The sequence below is a fragment of the Streptomyces sp. NBC_01216 genome (assembly GCF_035994945.1).
GTDB lineage: Bacteria > Actinomycetota > Actinomycetes > Streptomycetales > Streptomycetaceae > Streptomyces.
In genome coordinates, this window is the sequence record NZ_CP108677.1 from 5483315 (window position 1) to 5501451 (window position 18137).

19 protein-coding genes are annotated in these 18137 nt (G+C 72.7%); 11 read left to right on the forward strand and 8 right to left on the reverse strand.

The features are described from left to right. Nucleotides 1-56 precede the first annotated feature (56 nt). From OG393_RS24570 to OG393_RS24585, 4 genes are all read left to right on the forward strand, one after another. Nucleotides 57-1205, forward strand: coding sequence for an ArsA family ATPase (locus OG393_RS24570; RefSeq protein ID WP_327376864.1), 1149 nt, complete (start codon nucleotides 57-59; stop codon nucleotides 1203-1205). Between the two features lie 41 nt (nucleotides 1206-1246). Further along, nucleotides 1247-1732: a DUF5304 domain-containing protein gene (locus OG393_RS24575; RefSeq protein ID WP_327376865.1), complete on the forward strand. Its 486-nt coding sequence runs from the start codon at nucleotides 1247-1249 to the stop codon at nucleotides 1730-1732. Nucleotides 1733-1797: 65 nt separating this feature from the next. After that, the gene (locus OG393_RS24580; protein WP_327376866.1) at nucleotides 1798-2739 is read left to right on the forward strand and encodes an ROK family glucokinase; all 942 of its coding nucleotides are present in this window, start codon (nucleotides 1798-1800) and stop codon (nucleotides 2737-2739) included. A 92-nt stretch (nucleotides 2740-2831) separates the two neighbouring features. Next, entirely contained in the window at nucleotides 2832-3578 is a 747-nt protein-coding gene (locus OG393_RS24585; protein WP_327376867.1) for an endonuclease/exonuclease/phosphatase family protein, read from the forward strand. A gap of 36 nt (nucleotides 3579-3614) precedes the next feature. Here the strand turns inward: OG393_RS24585 and OG393_RS24590 are convergent, their stop codons facing one another. Continuing rightward, complete coding sequence (locus OG393_RS24590) at nucleotides 3615-4232, reverse strand: hypothetical protein (RefSeq protein ID WP_327376868.1); 618 nt, start codon at nucleotides 4230-4232, stop codon at nucleotides 3615-3617. Then, complete coding sequence (locus tag OG393_RS24595; protein WP_327376869.1) at nucleotides 4225-5007, reverse strand: alpha/beta hydrolase; 783 nt, start codon at nucleotides 5005-5007, stop codon at nucleotides 4225-4227. The genes OG393_RS24590 and OG393_RS24595 overlap by 8 nt, the downstream gene beginning before the upstream one ends. A 192-nt stretch (nucleotides 5008-5199) precedes the next feature. Here OG393_RS24595 and OG393_RS24600 point away from each other — a divergent pair, with 192 nt between their 5' ends. The 4 genes from OG393_RS24600 (at nucleotide 5200) to OG393_RS24615 (ending at nucleotide 9006) form a co-directional block, all read left to right on the forward strand. Beyond that, nucleotides 5200-5931, forward strand: a complete 732-nt coding sequence (locus OG393_RS24600; protein WP_327378532.1) for a lysophospholipid acyltransferase family protein — start codon at nucleotides 5200-5202, stop codon at nucleotides 5929-5931. 33 nt (nucleotides 5932-5964) lie between these two features. Beyond that, nucleotides 5965-7179 (forward strand): MacS family sensor histidine kinase, encoded by a 1215-nt coding sequence (gene macS, locus OG393_RS24605; protein WP_327376870.1) that lies wholly within the window; start codon nucleotides 5965-5967, stop codon nucleotides 7177-7179. Continuing rightward, a complete protein-coding gene (locus tag OG393_RS24610; protein WP_327376871.1) occupies nucleotides 7180-7887 on the forward strand; it encodes a response regulator transcription factor in 708 nt (235 codons plus the stop codon). 120 nt (nucleotides 7888-8007) lie between these two features. After that, entirely contained in the window at nucleotides 8008-9006 is a 999-nt protein-coding gene (locus OG393_RS24615) for a 2-hydroxyacid dehydrogenase (protein ID WP_327376872.1), read from the forward strand. Between the two features lie 45 nt (nucleotides 9007-9051). On the opposite strand, the gene OG393_RS24620 is transcribed toward OG393_RS24615, so the two are convergent. Both OG393_RS24620 and OG393_RS35520 read right to left on the reverse strand, forming a co-directional pair. Continuing rightward, complete coding sequence (locus OG393_RS24620; protein ID WP_327376873.1) at nucleotides 9052-10941, reverse strand: anthranilate synthase family protein; 1890 nt, start codon at nucleotides 10939-10941, stop codon at nucleotides 9052-9054. Nucleotides 10942-11038: 97 nt separating this feature from the next. Then, nucleotides 11039-11095: a trp operon leader peptide gene (locus tag OG393_RS35520; protein ID WP_362946361.1), complete on the reverse strand. Its 57-nt coding sequence runs from the start codon at nucleotides 11093-11095 to the stop codon at nucleotides 11039-11041. Nucleotides 11096-11195: 100 nt separating this feature from the next. Between OG393_RS35520 and OG393_RS24625 the strand changes: the two genes are divergently transcribed. Together OG393_RS24625 and OG393_RS24630 are read left to right on the forward strand one after the other, a co-directional pair. Next, complete coding sequence (locus OG393_RS24625) at nucleotides 11196-12548, forward strand: class II 3-deoxy-7-phosphoheptulonate synthase (protein WP_327376874.1); 1353 nt, start codon at nucleotides 11196-11198, stop codon at nucleotides 12546-12548. A 135-nt stretch (nucleotides 12549-12683) separates the two neighbouring features. Further along, the gene (locus OG393_RS24630; RefSeq protein WP_327376875.1) at nucleotides 12684-12938 is read left to right on the forward strand and encodes a (2Fe-2S)-binding protein; all 255 of its coding nucleotides are present in this window, start codon (nucleotides 12684-12686) and stop codon (nucleotides 12936-12938) included. A 122-nt stretch (nucleotides 12939-13060) separates the two neighbouring features. Here OG393_RS24630 and bfr read toward each other — a convergent pair whose 3' ends face one another. After that, entirely contained in the window at nucleotides 13061-13537 is a 477-nt protein-coding gene (gene bfr, locus OG393_RS24635) for a bacterioferritin (protein ID WP_327376876.1), read from the reverse strand. 175 nt (nucleotides 13538-13712) lie between these two features. Between bfr and OG393_RS24640 the strand changes: the two genes are divergently transcribed. Beyond that, nucleotides 13713-14345 (forward strand): sulfite oxidase-like oxidoreductase, encoded by a 633-nt coding sequence (locus OG393_RS24640; protein WP_327376877.1) that lies wholly within the window; start codon nucleotides 13713-13715, stop codon nucleotides 14343-14345. A gap of 45 nt (nucleotides 14346-14390) precedes the next feature. Here the strand turns inward: OG393_RS24640 and OG393_RS24645 are convergent, their stop codons facing one another. From OG393_RS24645 to OG393_RS24655, 3 genes are all read right to left on the reverse strand, one after another. Then, nucleotides 14391-15242: a deoxyribonuclease IV gene (locus tag OG393_RS24645; protein ID WP_327376878.1), complete on the reverse strand. Its 852-nt coding sequence runs from the start codon at nucleotides 15240-15242 to the stop codon at nucleotides 14391-14393. Nucleotides 15243-15248: 6 nt separating this feature from the next. Then, nucleotides 15249-17174, reverse strand: coding sequence for a Stk1 family PASTA domain-containing Ser/Thr kinase (gene pknB / locus OG393_RS24650; protein ID WP_327376879.1), 1926 nt, complete (start codon nucleotides 17172-17174; stop codon nucleotides 15249-15251). Nucleotides 17175-17342: 168 nt separating this feature from the next. Beyond that, complete coding sequence (locus tag OG393_RS24655) at nucleotides 17343-18137, reverse strand: thiazole synthase (protein ID WP_327376880.1); 795 nt, start codon at nucleotides 18135-18137, stop codon at nucleotides 17343-17345.

The following is an 18137-nucleotide window of genomic DNA, read 5'->3' on the forward strand; positions in this document are numbered from 1 at the left end:
CGGCGCCGGCCGCCCCGAGGACCGGGCCGCGGCCCGTGCCCCGGTACCGTCACCGCATGCGGATCATCCTTGTCACCGGCCCCGGCGGCGCCGGGCGTACCACCGTCGCCGCGGCGACCGCCCTCGTCGAGGCATGGGCCGGCCGTCGCGTGCTGCTCCTCGCGGCGGACGGCGGCACCGGGACGGTGCTCGACGACGGAGAGCTGCCCGGCTCCCTGACGGTCCTCCGCCCCGAGACCGGCGCCGGATTCCGCCGCGAGTTCCTGGCCATCCAGAGCCGCGCCGGCACCGCCTTCGACCTGCTCGGCGCGGCGCCCTTCGAGGAGGCCGAGCTGACCGAGCTGCCCGGCAGCCGCTCGTTCGCCCAGCTCCGCGCGCTGCGGGACGCCGCGGCCGGGGACCACGACCTCGTCGTCGTCGACATGCCGGTCCTGCGCGACGCGCTCGCCCTGCTCGCGCTGCCGGTCCAGCTCCGCCGCTATCTGCGGCGCCTCCTGCCGCCCGAACGGCAGGCCGCCCGCGCCCTGCGGCCCCTGCTGGCCCAGCTCGCCGGCGTCCCGATGCCCGCGCAGTGGCTCTATGAGTCCACCGCCCGCTGGGAGACCGAACTCGCGGCCGTCCAGGCCGTCGTCGACGCCCCGGACACCACCGTCCGGCTGGTCGTCGAACCCGGCCCGGCCGCCGACGAGGCCCTGCGCACCGCCCGGCTCGGCCTCGCCCTGCAGGGCGTCGCCCTCGACCTCGTCGTCGCCAACCGGATGCTGCCCGCCGAGTCCGGCGACCCCTGGCTCGCCGGACTCGCCGCCCGGCAGCACGACCACCTGGCCCGGCTGCGCGAGGCGTACGGGTCCGTCCATCCGCTCCCGCACCTCGGCCGTGCCCCCCGGGGGCCCGAGGACCTCGCCCTCCTCGGAGCCGTCCGGCACCAGGCGCCCGCCGTCGCCCCTCCCGGACGGACCGTCGAGGACCGCCGCGAACAGGACGGCGTCCTCGTCTGGCACCTGCCGCTGCCCTGCGCGGTCAAGGACGACGTCTCGCTCGTCCGCCGCGGCGACGAACTCCTCCTCACCGTCGGCCCGTTCCGTCATGCCCTGGCCCTGCCCGCCGCGCTGCGCCGCTGCACCGTCACGGGCGCCGGTCTCGTCGAGGGGGACCTGCGGGTCCGCTTCACGCCGGACCCCGGTCTCTGGCCGCGAACCCCCTGACGGCGTGTACCGTCGACGGTAGAAGCCCTAAGGAGTACGCCATGAGCGATTCGGACGCCTGGGCCCGGGCATGCGCCGAGGACCTGGAGGCGGAGAAGGCCCGCCGCCGCGCGCGGAGCGGTGAGGAGCCCGGCTCCGCGGCCGAGGAGTTCCGCAGGCTCTTCGACGCCGTCGCCGACAAGGTCTCCTCGCTGCGGGGCCCGCTGGCGGGCATGGCCGCGCAGGGAACCGTGCAGCAGTTCGTCGACCAGGCGAAGGCCGCCGTCGAGCCGGTCATCGAACGCAACCCACGGGTCTTCGAGCACCTCGCGGCGGCCGGCGGCGAACTTCTCGCCGCCTACCGCTCGGCGGTCGAAGGCCACGAGACCCGCTGGACGCGTGACGACGACCGGCACGCGGACGATCTCGGTGGGGAGCACGCCCGTGAGGACGGAACCCGCGAGGCCCGCAGGGACGAACCCCGCGAGGACGAACCCCGCAAGGACGACGACGGACCCGGAACCGGGCAGCGGATCGACCTGGACTGACCAGGACGACCGGTCCCCTCGGGTACGGTTGGCCTTAGCGGGGCTCGACCGAAACTGAGGGACATATGGGACTCACCATCGGCGTCGACATCGGCGGCACGAAGATCGCGGCCGGCGTGGTCGACGAGGAGGGCAACATCCTCGACACGCACAAGGTGCCCACCCCGCCGACTCCCGAAGGCATCGTCGACGCGATCGCCGCGGCCGTCTCGGAGGCCGGCAAGGGACACCGGATCGAGGCTGTGGGCATCGGTGCCGCGGGCTATGTCGACGACAAGCGCGCCACCGTCCTCTTCGCGCCGAACATCGACTGGCGGCACGAGCCGCTGAAGGACAAGGTCGAGCAGCGGGTGGGTCTGCCGGTCGTGGTCGAGAACGACGCGAACGCCGCGGCCTGGGGCGAGTACCGCTTCGGCGCCGGGCAGGGCCACGAGGACGTCATCTGCATCACGCTCGGCACGGGCCTCGGCGGCGGCATCATCATCGGCAACAAGCTGCGCCGGGGACGCTTCGGCGTCGCCGCCGAGTTCGGGCACATCCGGGTCGTCCCGGACGGTCTGCTGTGCGGCTGCGGCAGCCAGGGATGCTGGGAGCAGTACGCCTCCGGGCGCGCGCTCGTCCGGTACGCCCGGCAGCGCGCCAACGCGACCCCGGAGCACGCGGAGATCCTGCTGGGCCTCGGCGACGGTACGCCCGAGGGCATCGAGGGCAAGCACGTCAGCGCCGCGGCCCGCCAGGGTGACAAGGTGGCCGTGGACTCCTTCCGCGAGCTGGCCCGTTGGGCCGGCGCCGGCCTGGCGGACCTGGCCTCGCTGTTCGACCCCTCGGCGTTCATCGTCGGCGGCGGCGTCTCGGACGAGGGCGACCTGGTGCTCGACCCGATCCGGAAGTCCTTCCGTCGCTGGCTGATCGGCGGCCGGTGGCGCCCGCACGCCCAGGTCCTCGCGGCCCGGCTGGGCAACAAGGCCGGTCTGGTCGGAGCCGCCGACCTGGCCCGCCAGGGCTGACCACCACCGCCGCGGTCCGGTCGGCACACCGTCACACCACCGCCCGTCGCGTCCCCAGGGGACGCGACGGGCGGTGTCGTATCTTGCTGGCCATGGCGATCCGCGAGCTGCCCGACTCCCGTACCGAGGCGGACGGTTCGGCCGTCGTCCGGGTCCTCGGCTACAACATCCGGTCCCTGCGCGACGACGAGGACGCCCTCGCCCGCGTCATCCGGGCCTGCGCCCCCGACCTCGTCCTCGTCCAGGAGGCGCCGCGCTTCTTCCGCTGGCGCAAGCACGCCGCCCGGCTCGCCGCCAAGAGTGAGCTGGTCGTCCTCGGGGGCGGGGCCACGGCCGCCGGCCCCCTGCTGATGTGCTCGCTGCGGGCCACCGTGGAACGCACCGAGGACGTGCTGCTGCCGCTCACCCCCGGACTGCACCGGCGGGGCCTCGCCACCGCCGTCGTCCGCTTCGGCGGCGCCAGGGTCGGGGTGATCAGCTGCCATCTGAGCCTGCGGGAGGAGGAGCGGTACGGCCAGGCCGGGATGCTGTTGGACCGGGTGGCCACGCTCGGCGTGCCGCACGTGATCGTCGGTGGCGACCTCAACGAACGTCCGGACGGCCGCGGTTTCCGCCGCCTGGCCGCGGCGCTCCAGGACGGCTGGGCGGTCAGCCCCTGGGGCGGCGAGTACACCTCGACGCCGGCCGATCCGCATCAGCGCATCGACGCGATCCTGGCCACTCCCGGCGTGGAGTTCCTCGGCTGCGGTGTTCCGACCGGGCTGCCGGCGTCCGATCTGGCGGCGGCCACGGACCACCTCCCGGTGCTGGCGGCGGTCCGCGTCCCGGCGGCCGGCTGACCGGGAACCGGCCGCGGCCATGCGCCCCACCGTCCGCTACACGACCGCGCCGCGTCCCGGATCGTCGTACCCGTCCTCGTCGTCGTCCTGCCGCATCCGCGCCACCAGGGTCGCGAAGCCGCCCAGGAAACCGCCGACGCAGACCGTGGTCAGCCACCACGTCATGTCCCACCGCAGCACCACCGCGAGCAGCATCAGGACCGGGCCGCCCACCACGCCGAGCCAGGCGAACTTGGTGGTCGCGTCGGCCTCCGGCAGCGGCGGCGGCTCCGGCGGGACGAAGTGCCCCTCGTCACCGTCGCCGTCGTCGTCAGCGCCGCGGGCGTCGGTGTCGCGGGCGTCCTCCGCGTCCGGGTCCGCGACCGCGTAGTCCCGCGGGCCGGCCCCCACCCCGGGGGCGAACACGATCGAGCTGCCGAGGGCGGGCTTCTCCGGCTTCCCCGGCTTTCCCGGGTCGGCGGCCGGACCCTCGTGGTCCTCGTCGTCGTCCTCGTTCCCGTCGTCCTCCGGGAGCGCGAGGTCCTCCACCGACCGGAAGGGCCGGGCCCCCGGCGGGTCCGCGGGCTCCTCGCCGTACCCGGCGACGATCGCGGCCCAGGCCGCCTCCTCGTCGATGGGCTGCGGCTCGCGCTCGCCGTCCTGCTGCTCAGCCACCGCTCGTGTTCCCCTTCGTCTCGGTCGCCAGCGGAGCGAGCCGGCCCACGAACGCCAGGCTCTCCTCGAAGATCCGCTCCGCGTCATGGTCCAACGTCGCGACGTGGTAACTCTGTTCCAGCAGGATCTCCGTCACGTCCGTGGAGGAGACCCGGCTCAGCACCCGCGCCGAGTCGGCCGGCGGCACCACGTGGTCCTGGGGACTGTGCAGGAGCAGCAGCGGCTGCGTGACCTGCGGCAGCTCCGCGTCGACGACCTGGAAGAAGCGCCGCAGCGAATGCGCCGCGTGCAGCGGCACCCGGTCGTAGCCGACCTCGGTCACGCCCTCCTTGGCGATGTCGCTGGCGATGCCCTTGGTCGAGGCGACCAGGTGCCGGGCCACCGGCAGGGCGTGCGCCGCCAGCCCGTGCACCTTGTTGCCCGGGTTCACGAGGACGATCCCGCGGACCGCGTCCCCGTGCCGGGCGGCCAGCCGCAGGGTCAGCGCCCCGCCCATGGAGAGGCCGAAGACGAAGACCTTCGCGCAGCGCGCGAGCAGCTCCTCCAGGGCGCGGTCCACCTCCGCGTACCAGTCGTGCCAGGTGGTGAGCTGCATGTCCTCCCAGCGGGTGCCGTGCCCGGGCAGCAGGGGCAGCGACACGGTCAGCCCGCGCTCGGCCAGGTACTCGGCCCAGGGGCGCAGCGACTGCGGGGAACCGGTGAAACCGTGACAGAGGAGGACGCCGACCTCTCCGCCCTCGTGGCGGTACGGCTCAGCTCCAGGAAGGACCGGCACGGGGGTCTCCTGTTCGTGGGTTCGGCGAAGCGACGACAAAAAGGGGAAGGACCTTCACCGTACGCGACCGGGCGGACACCGACCAGGGCCGTTCGCACGAAGGTGCCGAGCCCGTCGCGGCTCCCCCCGCGCCGTACGGGATAAGGTCTGTCCCACAGCACACGGAAGGTACCCGAGTTGATCTACGGCGCAATGAAGTTCTCCATCGGAGGGTCACTGAAGCTCGCCTTCAGGCCCTGGGTGGAGGGCCTCGAGAACATTCCCGCCGAGGGGCCGGCGATCCTCGCGAGCAACCATCTGTCGTTCTCCGACTCCTTCTTCCTGCCGGCCGTCCTGGACCGCAAGGTCACCTTCATCGCCAAGGCCGAGTACTTCACCTCGCCCGGAGTGAAGGGCAAGCTCACCGCCGCCTTCTTCAAGGGCGTCGGCCAGCTTCCGGTGGACCGGTCCGGCGCGCGCGGCGCGGGCGAGGCGGCCGTCAAGGCCGGGATCGAGGTCATCGAACAGGGCGGCCTCTTCGGCATCTACCCGGAGGGCACCCGCTCGCCCGACGGCCGGCTGTACCGCGGCAAGCCCGGCGGTCTCGCCCGGGTGGCCCTGGCCACCGGCGCGCCCGTCATCCCGGTCGCGATGATCGACACCGAGAAGATCCAGCCGCCCGGCAAGGTCGTTCCCAAGCTCATGCGCCCCGGCATCCGGATCGGCGAGCCGCTGGACTTCAGCCGGTACCAGGGCATGGAGGGGGACCGTTTCATCCTCCGCTCGGTGACCGACGAGGTCATGTACGAGATCATGAAGCTGTCCGGCCAGGAGTACGTCGACATCTACGCGACCGCCGCCAAGCGGCAGATCGCGGAGGCCGAGAAGGCCGCGAAGGAGGCCGTGAAGGCCGAGATCGCGGCACGGGAAGAGTCCGGCGCGTAGCCCTCCGCGGGGTGGGCCTTTGGGGGTGGGGAGATGGCCAGGCGCGAGCGTGTCGTGCGCATGTCGGTCGAGCAGCCGCTGTGGCGCGCGCTCACCGCCTACCGCGTCCTGACGATGGTCTACGCGGTACTGATCTTCGTCTTCTCCCAGGAACGCTACGAACGCCCGGCGGTGGCCGTCGTGTTCCTCGCCGTGATCTGCGTGTGGACCCTGGCCACGCTGCCGAAGGTGGCGAACGCGGTCAGCTGCACCCGGGGCTTCCTCGTCGCCGACCTCGCGATCGCCCTCGTCGGCATCCTGCTCACCCCGCTCGCCGACGCGCAGGCCCGGACCCAGGACGGCCCCACGCTGCCGTCGATATGGACCGCCGGTGCCGTCCTCGCGTACGCGATCAAGGGCGGCTGGCGCTGGGCCGGCTTCGCGTCCTCGCTGGTGGCCGTCGCCAACCTCGTCGAGCGCGGCAGCCCCAGCCGGGACACCCTTCACAACGTCCTCCTCGTGTGGGTCGCGTCCATCGCGATCGGCTACGTCGTCGAGGTCGCCCGCGCCTCCGAACGCACCCTGGCCCGCGCCCTGGAGATCGAGGCGGCCACCCGCGAACGCGAGCGGCTGGCCCGGGACATCCACGACAGCGTCCTGCAGGTGCTGGCGATGGTGCAGCGGCGCGGGACGGCGCTGGGCGGCGAGGCCGCCGAGCTGGGCCGGATGGCGGGCGAACAGGAGGTCGCCCTGCGCACCCTGGTCGCCGGCGGGCTCACCCGGCCCTCGCTGGTCTCGGAGGACGAGTCCGAGGGCGCGGTGGTCCGCTTCGTCGAGGAACCGGACGACGACGCCCCGGTCGACCTGCGCGGCCTGCTCGTGCCCCGGGCGGGGGCGCGGGTCACGCTCTCCGAGCCGGGCGTCCCGGTCCTGCTGGCACCGGCCGCCGCCCGGGAGCTGACGGCCGCGGTCTTCGCCGCCCTGGACAACGTCCGGGTCCACGCGGGCACGGACGCGCGCGCGTGGATCCTGGTCGAGGACTGGACCGACGAGGTGATCGTCACGGTCCGGGACGACGGACCCGGCATTCCGGAGGGGCGGCTCGACCAGGCGGAGGGCGAGGGCCGGATGGGCGTCGCCCTGTCCATCAGGGGCAGGCTGCGCGATCTCGGCGGCACGGCCGAGCTGATCTCGGTACCGGGCCAGGGCACGGAAGTGGAACTGAAGGTCCCGCGGGAGCGGGACCCGCGGGGGAAGGCGAGCGGATAGATGAGCGAGCAGCGGACGCACGAGGAGCGACGGACGGCGGACGACCGGCCGGTCCGGGTGATGGTCGTGGACGACCATCCGATGTGGCGCGACGCCGTCGCCCGGGACCTCTCGGAGGCCGGTCTGGACGTGGTCGCCACGGCCGGCGACGGCGAGCAGGCCGTACGCCGCGCCACGGCCGTCGGGCCGGACGTCCTCGTCCTCGACCTGAACCTGCCGGCCAAGCCCGGCGTCCAGGTCTGCAAGGAGCTCGTCGGAGCCGACCCGGCCCTGCGGGTCCTGGTGCTCTCCGCGAGCGGCGAGCACGCCGACGTCCTGGAAGCGGTCAAGTCCGGCGCCACCGGCTATCTGCTCAAGTCCGCCAGCACCGCCGAACTGATCGACGCGGTCCGCCGGACGGCCGTCGGCGACCCCGTCTTCACCCCGGGGCTGGCGGGGCTGGTCCTCGGCGAGTACCGCCGGCTGGCCTCCGAGCCCGAGCCGGCCACCGGCGTCGACGAACCGAAGGCGCCACAGCTCACGGAGCGCGAGACCGAGGTGCTGCGCCTGGTCGCCAAGGGACTGGGCTACAAGCAGATCGCCGAACGCCTGGTCATCTCCCACCGCACCGTGCAGAACCACGTCCAGAACACTCTGGGCAAACTCCAGCTGCACAACCGTGTGGAACTCGTCCGCTACGCCATCGAGCGCGGCCTCGACGACGCCTGACGGGTGCGGTGACGCCCCCGGCGAGGCCGGGGGCGAGGAGCCGTCCACCACGCCGACCGCCCCCACGGGCCGTATATTCGCCGGGACCAGACAATTCCGGCACACTCTCGGAGGGGCTCCGTGGAAATCCTGGCGTTCGGCGTGCAGGCGGACGAGAAGCCGATGATGGAGAAGGCATTCGAGGGCCACCATGACGTCCGCTGCCTGGAGGTGTTCCTCACCGAGGACACCGCGCCCATCGCGGCCGGCTACGAGGTCGTCTCCAGCAGCGTCAACGCGGACCTCGGCGCCCGGGTGCTGCGCACCCTCCACGCCGGCGGGACCCGGATGATCGCCCAGCGCTCCACGGGCTTCAACAACATCGACCTCGACGTCGCGGCCCGCCTCGGCTTCACCATCGCCCGCGTCTCGTACTACTCGCCCTATTCCGTCGCGGAGTTCGCCTGGACGCTGGCGACGGCCGTCAACCGCCGGATCGTCCGCGCCTCCAACCGGACCCGGGACTTCGACTTCCGGCTCGACGGTCTCATGGGCCGGGACCTGCGCGGCCGTACGGTGGGTGTCCTCGGCACCGGGAAGATCGGCGAGGCATTCACCCGGATCGCCCACGGCTACGGCATGAACCTGCTCGGCTGGGACCTCGCCGAGAACCCGGCCTGCCTGGCGCTCGGCATGACCTACGTCGAGAAGGAGCGGATCTTCGCCGAGGCCGACCTGATCAGCCTGCACGTCCCGCTGCTGCCCAGCACCCACCGGCTCATCGACGCCGCCGCGCTCAAGGCGATGAAGGACGACGTGCTGCTGGTGAACTCCAGCCGCGGCGGACTGATCGACACCGAGGCCCTCGTCGCCGAACTGCGCGCCGGCCGCTTCGCCGGGGTGGGCCTGGACGTCTACGAGGCGGAGGCCGGGCTCTTCTTCCTCGACAAGTCGCTGGAGGCCGTCCAGGACGACGTCCTGGCGAGGCTGATGACCTTCCCCAACGTCGTGGTCACCTCCCATCAGGCGTACTACACCGTCGACGCGGTCGGCCAGATCATCGACACGACCCTCCGGAACGTCCTCGACCACATCGAGGGCCGGCGCAGCGAGAACGTCCTGGTGCCGGCGGAGTCCTGACCCGGAGGTGCCCGGCACCGCCCCGGGAAGCGGCCCCGGCGGGACCTACACCAGGACCCCCGCCAGCAGGGACGCGGTGAGCGCGGCCCCCTCCCGGGTCAGGACCGACTCCGGATGGAACTGCACCCCCGCGAAGCCCGGCCCGCGCAGCGCGTGCACCTCGTCCGTCACCGGGTCCCGGCTGACCTCGATCCGGTGCAGCGCCAGTTCGGTGGCCGCGCGGTCGTCGCACCGGGCCGTGAAGCTGTTGTAGAAGCCGACCGTCCGTTCCTGCCCGAACAGGTCGATCCGGAGCTGCGCCCCCTGGAACGGGGTGCGCTTGCGCACGATCTCCAGGCCCAGCTCCGCCGCGATCAGCTCGTGGCCCAGGCAGACGCCGAGCAGCCCGTGCCGGTGGTCCCGCACGAGGTCGGCGGTCAGCCGTCGGAGGAACCGCATCTTCGGATCGCCCGCGTCCCCCGGGTCGCCCGGTCCGGGGCCGAGCACCACGGGTCCGTCGTGGCCGAGCGCCAGCTCCCGCAGCCCCGGCTCGTCGTAGCGGACCACCGAGACCTCCGGTCCGGAAGAGCGCAGCAGATGGGCGAGCATCGCCGTGAAGGTGTCCTCCGCGTCGATGACCAGCACCTGGCCCGTCAGCGCCGCGACCGTTCCCCGGGCCGGGGCCGCCCCGTCCCGCATCTTCAGCCAGAAGGGCGCGAGGTCGGCACGCCGCGCGTCCAGGGCGGCCCGCACCCGGGGGTCGTCGGCCGGCCGCGGCGCCCGGGGTACGTCCTCGCGGGGCCGCCCCTCCCGCACCCCGAGGGCGGTCAGCACGCCCGCCGCCTTGGCGTGGGTCTCGGCGACCTCGCCCGCGGGGTCGGAGTGGCGCACCAGCGTCGCGCCCACCGGCACCCGCAGCCGGCCTTCGGCGGAGATGTCGGCGGTCCGGATCAGGATGGGGGAGTCCAGTGTCTGCGCCCCGTTCCGGTCCGTGCGCAGCAGTGCCAGGGCGCCCGCGTAGTAGCCCCGGCCTCCGGCCTCGTGGCGCTTGATGACCCGGCATGCGTTCTGCACCGGCGAACCGGTGACGGTCGCCGCGAACATGGTCTCCCGCAGGACCTCCCGCACGTCGAGGGAGGACCGGCCGCGCAGTTCGTACTCCGTATGAGCGAGATGCGCCATCTCCTTGAGGCGGGGGCCGATCACCACTCCGCCCCGGTCGCCGACCGTGCACATCATCTTCAGCTCCTCGTCGACCACCATGGAGAGCTCCTCGGCCTCCTTCCGGTCGGCGAGGAAGGCCAGCAGGTCCTCGGGGGTCGGCGCGGACCCGGCCGGGTACCGGTAGGTGCCGCTGATCGGGTTCATCACGACCGTGCCGCCGGACATCCGGACGTGCGCCTCCGGGCTCGCGCCCACCAGCGTGCGGGACCCGGTGTGCACGACGAAGGTCCAGTACGCGCCCCGCTCGCCCGCCAGCAGCCGCCGGAACAGCGCGAGGGCGTCGGCGCGGCCGAAGCCCGGGATCTCGCCGGTGAAGGTACGGCGGATGACGAAGTTGGCACCCTCGCCCGAGCCGATCTCCTCGTCGACGACCCGGCGCACCGTCTCCGCGTACACCGCGTCCGGCACGTCGAAGCCGCCGCCCTCCACCCGCACCGCGTGGGCGGGCAGCCGCTCCATCGCCTCGTCGAGCGGCAGCTCGTACGCCTCCTCGGCGACCAGGTACGCCAGCGGTGTGCCGTCGTCGCGCACCTCGAACCCGCGCTCGCGGATCTGCCGGAACGGCACCAGGGCGAGGGTCGGCAGCGTGCCGACGGGCAGGTCGGCGAGCCGTTCGGCCTCGCGCACCGCGCCGATCAGCACCTCCACCGTGTCGTGGTCGCGGCCCGGGGCGCGCCGGCGCAGCAGTGCGAACGGGGGACAGGAGTCGTCCAGGAGACGGGAGAGGTCCATGCGGTTCGTCGTTCCTTCCGTGGAGCGGAGAGGAACGGCCCGGAAAACAGAGGAAGGCCGCCCCTCGGGCGGCCTTCGCGTGTTCGGGTACGCGCAGTCAGTGGGCCGCCGGATGAGCGGTCCACCACCAGTCACGGGGCGTCTGCGCGAACATGCCGGTGATGGTAGCCCATGATCCGCGCCGTACCGGTGTCGTACGTCTCAGCTGGCGGTCACTGGCGTGGACAAAGCCCTCGGCCACGTACTGTGGTCGTGTGACCGTGAACGCTGAATCCCACGCCGTCGCCAAGGCGACCTGGCGAGACCTGCCCGCGGCGCAGCAGCCCGAGTACCCCGATGCCGAGGCTCTGCGCGATGTGATCGCGGACCTCGAGTCGTATCCGCCGCTCGTCTTCGCGGGCGAGTGCGACCAGCTGCGCGCCCGGATGGGAGCCGTCGCCCGTGGCGAGGCGTTCCTCCTCCAGGGCGGCGACTGCGCCGAGGCATTCGACGCCGTGTCCGCCGACCACATCCGCGCCAAGCTCAAGACGCTGCTCCAGATGAGCGCCGTCCTCACCTACGCGGCCTCCGTGCCCGTCGTGAAGGTCGGGCGCATCGCGGGGCAGTACTCGAAGCCCCGCTCCAAGGGGACCGAGACCCGCGACGGCGTGACCCTGCCGACGTACCGCGGCGACTCGGTCAACGGCTTCGACTTCAACGAGAAGGCCCGTGTCCCGGACCCCGAGCGCCTCAAGCGGATGTACAACGCCTCCGCCTCGACGCTCAACCTGGTGCGCGCCTTCACCACCGGTGGCTACGCCGACCTGCGCCAGGTGCACGCCTGGAACCAGGACTTCGTGAAGTCGTCCCCCTCGGGCCAGCGCTACGAGCAGCTGGCGCGCGAGATCGACAACGCCCTCAACTTCATGAAGGCGTGCGGCACCGACCCGGCCGAGTTCCGCGCGGTCGAGTTCTACGCCTCCCACGAGGCGCTGCTCCTCGACTACGAGGGCGCGCTGACCCGGACCGACTCGCGTACCGGCAAGCTGTACGACACCTCGGGCCACATGGTCTGGATCGGTGAGCGCACCCGACAGCTGGATCACGCCCACGTCGAGTTCGCCTCGCGGATCGCCAACCCGATCGGCATCAAGCTGGGCCCGACGACCACGGTCGACGAGGCGCTGACGTACGTCGACCGGCTCGACCCTGACCGGGAGCCCGGCCGGCTGACCTTCATCGTCCGCATGGGCGCCGACAAGGTGCGGGACAAGCTGCCCGAGCTGGTCGAGAAGGTCACCGCCTCCGGCGCGGTCGTCGCCTGGGTCACCGACCCGATGCACGGCAACACCTTCGAGGCGGCCTCGGGCCACAAGACCCGTCGCTTCGACGACGTGCTCGACGAGGTCAAGGGCTTCTTCGAGGTCCACAAGGCTCTCGGCACCCACCCGGGCGGCATCCACGTCGAGCTCACCGGTGACGACGTCACCGAGTGCGTGGGCGGCGGACACGAGATCTTCGTCGACGACCTGCACCAGCGCTACGAGACGGCCTGCGACCCGCGGCTCAACCGCAGCCAGTCGCTCGACCTGGCGTTCCTGGTGGCGGAGATGTACCGCGACCAGTGAGCGTGACCGGGGGGTGACCTCCCGCGACGGTGGGGCGCGGATCTCTGTGATCCGCGCCCCACCGTCGTCGTGAGGACTTTCCCGAGTCCGGCCCGCCAGGTAAGGTTAGGTTGACCTTATCGATCCTGGCGGGAGGTGAACCGCGTGTACATCTGCTCGTGCTTCGGTGTCACGGAGAAGCAGGTCAAGGAGCACGCGGACGCGGGTGCCTGCACCCCGCGCCAGATCGCCTCCGCCTGCAAGGCCGGCACCGACTGCGGCTCGTGCGTGCGACGCATACAGGCGCTCCTCGGGCGCGGGAGCTGCCCGCGCCGGGACCTCCTGGACCAGGGCGCGCCCGCCCTGGTGGCGGAGTTCACCGTGCCGGAACGCCTCTCCGAGGCTGCCTGAGAGCCTGTCGGCCGAAGGTCACCCGACAGGCTCTGAGCTGAGACCGAGGCCCGTCGTCCGCGGGTCGTCCCGCACCGGCGGGGCTCCCGCTCCGGCCGGCCGGGGTCGGAACCGATCCTTCCTCAGCCCGGCTGCTCGATCAGCGTCGAGAGGTAGAGCGCCTCACCCAGGCTCTCGACGAGTTCCAGCTGGGTGTCGAGGTAGTCGATGTGGTGCTCCTCGTCGGCCAGGATCTCCTCGAAGAGGTTGGCCGAGGTGATGTCGCCCTTGGCGCGCATGACCTCGATGCCGCGCTTGAGGCGGTCGATCGCCTCCACCTCCACCTGGCGGTCCGCCTGGAACATCTCGGTGACCGTCTGGCCGACACGGACGTGGAAGAGCCGCTGGTAGTTGGGCAGGCCGTCCAGCATCAGGATGCGTTCGGTCAGCTTGTCCGCGTGCTTCATCTCGTCGATGGACTCTTCGCGGGTGTACTTGGCGAGCTTCGTCCAGCCCTTGTTGTCCTGGATGCGGTAGTGCAGCCAGTACTGGTTGACGGCCGTCAGCTCGCCGGTCAGCTGCTCGTTGAGGAACTCGAGGACCTCGGGGTCGCCCTGCATCGCAGAGGCTCCTTCCACGCATGTCTGTGTCGTGACTGGGCAGGATGGCCGCATCCTCGCACCACGCGTGGGAGGCGTCCAGTAAGTACAGGCTTAGTGTGAGTTGCCCGAATCGTGCCGCGGTCGGGGCTTGCCTGGTCATGACCACCCCTCGCGGTCTGTCACCATGGATGACATGGGTCAGCCGGAGAGCGGAGTACGCCGGGAAGCGGCACAGTCGGATCTTCCGCCGGGGCAGCGGCTGCAGCGCGGCTGGCCGGTCACCCACTACGGACCCGTTCCCAAGTTCAAGCCGGACCGCTGGGAGTTCAGGGTCTTCGGCGCGACGGCGGACGGCGACAAGCGCTGCTGGAACCACGAGGAGTTCTCGGCACTCCCCTTCGCCACCACGGTGGCCGATCTGCACTGCGTGACGAAGTTCAGCATGCTGGGGGCCGAATGGGGAGGCGTCCCCGCCCGCACGATCCTCGAACTCGCCCCGCCGGCCGCGAACGTCACGCACGTGATGGTATGGGCCGAGTACGGCTTCAGCGCCAACATGCGCCTCGCCGACTTCGCCTCGGACGGCACGATCTTCGCCACTCACAAGGACGGTGAACTGCTCACCGCCGAGCACGGCTTCCCGCTCCGGCTCGTCGTGCCGCACCTGTACGCCTGGAAGGGCCCGAAGTGGGTCAGGGGCGTGGAGTACATGACCGCCGACCGCCGCGGCTTCTGGGAGGAGCGCGGCTACCACAACATCGGCGACCCGTGGACGGAGCAGCGCTACTCCTACCAGGAGGAGCCGGGGGACGGCCCCGAGCTCTGAGCGGCCCCGGAGCGCCCGGACGCCGCCCGGGTTGCCGGAGGGCGCTCAGGCCCGGAGTTTCTTCAGCAGCTCCACGTCCGCCGCGTGCCCCTCGGGGCCGCCGGGCGTCTCGATGACCAGCGGCACGCCCTCCGTGGCGGGGTGCGCGAGCAGCTTCCGGAACGGCTCCTCGCCGATGTGCCCGGCCCCGATGTTGGCGTGCCGGTCCCTGCGCGCGCCGACGGCCTCCTGGGAGTCGTTCGCGTGGATCAGCCTCAGCCGCCCCTCGCCGACGACGTCCACCAGCCGGTCGAGGGTCCGCGCCATGCCGTGCGGCCCGGTCAGATCGTGTCCGGCGGCGAAGATGTGGCAGGTGTCGAGGCAGATCCCCAGCTTGGGGTGGTGGTCGAGGGCGTCGAAGTAGGGGCCGAAGTCCTCCGCCCGCGAACAGAGCGAGAAACCCTGCCCCGCCGTCGACTCCAGCAGCAGGACCGGGTCGTCCTCGTGCGTCAGCTCGTCCAGCAGCGGCAGCATCCGTTCGCGGACCTGCGCCAGCGCCGTCGCCCTCGGCCGTCCGCCGGTCGCCGAGCCGGTGTGCACCACCACGCCCCGGGCGCCTATCTCACGGCCGCGGCGCAGTGAGTGCCGCAGCGAGTCCACCGACTTGGCGACCGTGGCCTCCGTGTGGGAGCCGAAGTTGATCAGGTACGGGGCGTGCACCCAGGCCGACAGGCCCTCGGCCTCGCACTCCGCGCGGAAGCGTTCGTCCTGGGCGGGACTGCCGAGGGGCGTCGCCCAGCCGCGCGGGTTGGCGACGAAGACCTGCACGGCCTCGGCGCCGAGCGTGCGGGCGTAGGCGAGTCCGGTCGTGGCGAGGCCGCCGGCCACCGGGACGTGGCCGCCGACGGGGTTGCGCATGAGTCTCTACAGTCCCTTGATCGTGATCGTGATGGTGGAGCCCTCGGCCGCCGAGGCCCCGCCCCGGACGGACTGCCTGGAGACCGTGTCACCGAGAAAGGGGAAGGTCTTCTCCACCTTCACCTCGAAGCCCGCCTGCTCCAGCCGCTCGCGCGCCTCGTCGACCGTGGCGCCCACGACGTCGGGCACCTCGATCATCCGCGGGCCCTTGGAGACGGTGAGGGTGATGACGTCACCCCGGGCGGCACGGCTGCCCTCGGACGGCGACTGGGCGGCGATCGTGCCCGCGTCCTGCGGGGAGTGGATCCGCTCGCTCGCGATCCGCACGGTGAGCCCCGCCTCCCGCAGCGCGGCCGTGGCATCCTCCACGGACTCTCCGGTCACGTCCGGCACGTCGATCGGCGCGCCCTTGCTGACGACCAGGGCGACGGCGGAGTCCGGGCTGCGCTCCGTGCCGGGCTCGGGATCGGAGCCGATCACGGCGCCCTGCGCCACGGACCGGTCGAAGACCCTGGTCACCACACCGGTGCCCAGTCCCTCCCGCTCCAGGATCTCCCTCGCCTCGGCCAGCGGCTTCCCCCTGAGGTGGGGGACCGTCACCACCTCGGGGCCGCGGGAGAGCGTGAGCACCACCGCGCTGTTGCCGCGGATCCGCTCCCCGGGGGCGGGGTCGGTCGCCATGACCGTGCCGCGGTCGTAGACCTCGCTGAAGGCGCGCCGGGTCGTCCCGACGTCCAGTCCGGCGTCGGCGAGCCGCTTCGCGGCCTCGGCCTCGGTCTGGCCGAGCACCGCGGGGACACGGGTGAACTGGCCGGAGTTGATGTACCAGACGCCGGTTCCGAGTCCCAGGATCAGCAGCACGGCGGTCACGACGAGCAGCGGGCCGCGGGAGCGGAGGGGCCCGCGACGAGGCCCGGACGCGGCGGGCGTCCGGTGCGCCGCAGGCTCGGCGTCGGGCGGCACCACGAAGCGGCTCGTACGCTCGGGCGGGACGCGCGGGATGACGCTCGTCGCCTCCTCCGACGGGACCCCCGGGCGCGGAGCGTCCTCCGGACGCGCCAGCGGCGGCAGCAGGTCCAGCTGTTCGTCGTCGAGCGCGGCACGCGCCGCCCGGGCGCGGGCCAGCAGGTCGACGGCGTCGTACGGCCGGACGTCCGCGTTGCGCGCGGTGGCGGCGGCCACCAGCTCGTCGAGCTCGAGGGCGAGGCCGGGGACGGCGGCGGACGGAGCCGGGACGTCGGTGTTGAGGTGCTGGTAGAGCACCTGGGCCGGGGTTTCCCCGGCGTGCGGTTTGCCGCCGGTCAGCATCTCGTAGAGGACGACCCCGCAGGCGTACACGTCCGAGCGGGTGTCGGCGGTGCCGTGCTCGATCTGCTCGGGAGCCAGGTACGAGACGGTCCCGAGCACGGCGCCGGTGGTCTGGGTGGCGGAGCCGACGGCCCGGACGAGCCCGAAGTCGGCGACCTTGACCCGGCCGTCGTCCCCTATCAGGACGTTCTCGGGCTTCATGTCCCGGTGGACGAAGCCGGCCCGGTGGGCCGCGCCGAGCGCGGCGAGCACGGGCTCCAGGATGTCGAGGGCGGCGCGGGGCCGCAGGGCGCCGCGCTCGCGCAGGACGTCGCGCAGCGTGCAGCCGGCGACGTACTCCATGGCGAGATAGACGTACGCGCCGTCGGCGCCCTGGTCGAAGACCCCGACGACATTGGGGTGGGAGAGCCGGGCCACGGACTTCGCCTCGCGGATGAACCGCTCGACGAAGGTCGCGTCGGTGGCGAGCGAGGGATGCATCACCTTGAGCGCGAGCACCCGGTCGAGACGGATGTCGACGGCCCGGTAGACCGTGGCCATCCCACCGACGGCGATACGCGCGTCGACGCGGTAACGGCCGTCGAGCAGCTGCCCGACGAGCGGGTCCTGAAGGGTCGTGTCCACGGCCCCGAGTTTACGAGTCCGCGAGCCCGGCGGGGGCCGCGCGCCCCCGTCCGCCCCGTACTGCAGCCGAGCTGTGACGGGGCGGGAACCCCGCCGTGCCCCGCCGGGACCGGGTCCGCGCCGCCCGCGCGGGGGCGGGGACCCGGCCCCGCGCGGCTGTTGCGTCCCTCAGAACGCCGGACGCTCCGGGTCCAGCCTGGCCCGGCCCTCCACCGGCGACGATGCCTCGGCGAAGTGCCGGCGGGGGATGCGCCCCGCCCGCCGGGCCAGCCGGCCCGCGCCCACCGCCTGCCGCATCGCCTCCGCCATCAGGACCGGTTCCTGCGCCCGGGTCACCGCCGAGGCCAGCATCACCGCCGCGCAGCCCAGCTCCATCGCGAGCGCCGCGTCCGAGGCCGTCCCGGCCCCCGCGTCCAGGATCACCGGCACCCGCGCCCGCTCCACGATCAGCTCGAAGTTGTGCGGATTGCGGATGCCGAGCCCGGAGCCGATCGGAGAGCCGAGCGGCATGACCGCCGCGCAGCCCACGTCCTCCAGCTTCCTCGCGAGCACCGGATCGTCATTGGTGTACGGCAGGACCGTGAAACCGTCGTCGACCAGCGTCTCCGCGGCGTCCAGCAGTTCCACGGCGTCCGGCAGGAGGGTCCGCTCGTCGGCGACCACCTCCAGTTTGATCCAGTCCGTCCCGAGCGCCTCCCGCGCGAGGCGCGCCGTCAGCACCGCCTCGCCCGCGGTGTAGCAGCCCGCGGTGTTCGGCAGGACCCTGACGCCCAGCCGGTCCAGGACGGACAGGACCGAACCCCGCACCGTCGGGTCCAGCCGTCGCATCGCGACGGTCGTCAGCTCGGTGCCGGAGGCGATCAGCGAACGCTCCAGCACGTCCAGGCTGGGCGCCCCTCCGGTGCCCATGATCAGCCGCGAGGAGAACTCCGTACCGCCGAGGCGGAAGACGTCGTCGGACAC